The sequence below is a fragment of the Bacillota bacterium genome (genome assembly GCA_040754675.1).
In the GTDB taxonomy this organism is placed as follows: Bacteria; Bacillota; Limnochordia; order Limnochordales; family Geochordaceae; genus Geochorda.
In genome coordinates, this window is record JBFMCJ010000497.1 from 1 (window position 1) to 2,977 (window position 2,977).

The following is a 2,977-nucleotide window of genomic DNA, read 5'->3' on the forward strand; positions in this document are numbered from 1 at the left end:
GTTGCCTGGGTTCGCTCTTTCGCAGGTAGCTTTATTGCCCATAGCCGCTTGTTGCTAGCTAGCGCCTCGCGAATCTCATTACGAACTGGCTCGGTTGTGTCAACACCTGCAAGCCAAATGACGATGTCCGCCTCTCGCACCTTAGAGAGATAGCTGCAGTCAACCGGCTCTGAGCTGCCAGGGGTGAATTCAAATGCCCACGGCAAAAACAGCTCATACCTATCAAGGACTTCGACTACCTCCGCCCGTTCCCTTGTCAGCTCGGGTATCACGCTGCTAATAAAAACGAGTAGAGGACGCTCGCCCGGCCTCATGGGAGGGGATCCATCTGTGTGGTTCGTTTCCACCATAGCCATCCCCCTGGTGCTGATGTAGTAAAGCTACGTGGGACGCTCTCACCACCAGCATCAGACGTGATAGTGCAGATTCCCGGCGAAAAGTGAGCCACTTTCCCACCAAATTTGAGCCACCCCGTTTCCCAGAAAAGGAACCAACTACCATTCACGGCTTCCTGAGTGCCGTTTGGTGTTGGATTCGGCGCCCGGTTGTGGTCACCCTTGTGGGCAGCATTTGGTTGTCAATCTGCGGATGCGCGGTTGGGCTGGCCGACATCGTTCTCACGCTGATTCGCGCCGGGCGGCGGCTCCGACGGCCTGCGCGGCCCGGTCCAGTTTGTCCTTAAGCCGGTAGCTGGGTAGCGAAGGTCGGGTTCTCTTCAAGCATTTGAAGTCTTTCATGGAAAGTCAGGGGGTGGCACCAGTGGCCCTCATGCTTCACCCGGCTCCTAAGGTATCGGAAGCCGTGCAGGTGGTGAATGGTACCCGGGATCATTGTGGAAAACTAATGGAGAAGATCAGGAATTGTGTGCGTGCTGGCATGTACGTTGGAGCCGAAGACCAGCTTGGAGCTGAAGGATGGTATCGTGGCGTCTTCAAAATCCTGATGAACCGCCGCAGCTACAAGTACGACGCTCACATTCGGTTCGAGTTCACCGGGCCAGAGCTCGAGGTGGGGTACCTCTTCTTCGTTGCGGTCCGGGCGTGGGACAGGAGGCGGCCGTCGGGTAAGCCGGACACAGAGTACTTGCGGGAGGCGATAGACTATGCGGCGGCGCTCGGTCCCCCTGCTCATTCGTACAGGCTTGCGATATGGGATTGGGAGAGGAAACCTTTCTACTGGGACGTCCGCGTGGCTGACGTAGCCCAGCTGCTGGATGCCTGGCGAGATGTTGTCGCGAAGTGGCAGAGGAATGATCACAGCGAGATGGTTATTGAGCACCGGGTTCCGATGCGTGCTCTGCTCGAAGAGTTGGGCCTAGCGTCAGGGCCCCAAGAGGGTTCCGTGCAAGTCTCTCCTGCGCACACCGAAGCGCTTGCTGAACGGATAGCGGCTGAATTCGACCGGTTCATCACAACCCTCGACCCCAAGGATCTCATTGACCATGATTAGCCCATGCGAGCATAGAGCCCGCCATGACCTTGTCCTTGGTCGCGTAGAAGAGCTTGACATAACCGCGAGGTAATCCATTTCTGGGTGTCCAATGGGATTGATCTACCCAGCCGATCGGCTGAAGACTGTCACTGGCAGTGGGCCGGGAGCGCTTGGTGTGGGAGGGTGTAGATCGTGTAGATGCAGGATGGTTCGTACCAGGATGCAGTGTGCGACGGCGCGCAGGTTGACCCAGCGGGGAAGCCTGTGAGCTGAGAGGTGGGGGCGCGATACGAAGCCGGGCTGCGCCCGAGAACATGAGTTGTGCGACGCGGGGCTTCCCGAACGGCCAGCGGAGTGGCCGCCAAAGTCTTGGTGAGATTGCCGCATAGCGCCACGGCGAGCCCGGGGCTGAGCGCGTGGGAGGCGACCCGGCGCATACTGTGGGGTAGCGCATTGGATGGCGCACGCTGGCAGAGTATAATGAAGCACAGCGAAATCGTTCGGCCGTCCGCGTGCGTGAAAATGGAAGGAAGTGCGGGCATGTGATAGAATTCGGTCACACGCAGCTAGAAGGCGAAAATAATGGTCACCCTTGAGGAGGCAACGAGGAAGGCAAGGGAGTATCTCAATTCTGCCGGATGTCCGGATCTCGCCCTGAGGCTCCGCGAGATCGCCCACGACGACAACCGGAACCGGTGGAGGGCGGTTTTTGAGCATATCTTTGAGCCACCTTTTCATCTTCGCCAACGCCTGTGACCACTTCTTGGCGGTAACTCCTCACATGCCTTACCTCGGGGCTGATCCAGGTGGCTCTTGGTTTCATGGGCGGAGGTGTGGCGTCCCGAGTGCTCTCACGTTGCCTATGGTGGTTACCGGGGCTTGCTACAGCTGGGTTGCTGATCGCCGGATGGAAAGTGCTTGAGCACGTTAGCTACCCGCGTGGAGGGGGTCCGGCGCTAACCGACGCGCTTGTTGTTCACCACGCTGGTGCGGGAAAGCGCATTGGGTTTGGAGGTATTGGGTGGTTACCTGCCTAATCCTACCTGTGGTGGGCATCGTGGTGGGTGCTGGTCTAGCCAGGGTGGCAGGGGCTAGAGCACGGTAGATCTGCCAGGGGTGCTACCTTGCGATCTCGTGTGAGGTGACCCGGGTCAGAGGGATGGGCGCGGTGATCTCTCAGGGACCGCGAACCAGACCGATAGTCCAGCGATCGAGCCACTGGGCGGTTGCTTGCGCAGGCGCCTTATCCGGACCCCGGGGGTTGCTGTTGTATGCAGCGTAAGCACGCCGGGCCCGTCCGCTGGGGGCGGCTCGGGTCGGCGGACCGGTTCGGTCGGTGGAGGCCGACGGGCGCTCAGATCCGGGAGCGGTTTTCCCCGGCGACAGGTTTCTGGCACCTGGGAAGTGACCCCAGTCTCTGGTAAGCGTCAAACTGTACCCACCTGGTGTGCTGCTCGGCGCTGAAGGATAATCTCCCCGAAGTTCATCAATTCGGGGAGGGTCCGTGATGGCGAGTGGTGCGCGGCAGAAACTGCGGCGAGAATGG

3 protein-coding genes are annotated in these 2,977 nt (G+C 59.6%); 2 read left to right on the top strand and 1 reads right to left on the bottom strand.

What is annotated here, in order from left to right:
- On the bottom strand, positions 1-347 hold a 347-nt coding region (locus AB1609_19710; GenBank protein MEW6048670.1), incomplete at its 3' end, for a DUF4062 domain-containing protein.
- Positions 348-759: 412 nt separating this feature from the next.
- On the opposite strand from AB1609_19710, the gene AB1609_19715 reads away from it, so the two are divergent.
- Both AB1609_19715 and AB1609_19720 read left to right on the top strand, forming a co-directional pair.
- Complete coding sequence (locus AB1609_19715; GenBank protein MEW6048671.1) at positions 760-1,449, top strand: hypothetical protein; 690 nt, start codon at positions 760-762, stop codon at positions 1,447-1,449.
- A gap of 564 nt (positions 1,450-2,013) precedes the next feature.
- The gene (locus AB1609_19720; protein ID MEW6048672.1) at positions 2,014-2,187 is read left to right on the top strand and encodes a hypothetical protein; all 174 of its coding nucleotides are present in this window, start codon (positions 2,014-2,016) and stop codon (positions 2,185-2,187) included.
- The last annotated feature ends 790 nt before the right edge of the window (positions 2,188-2,977 follow it).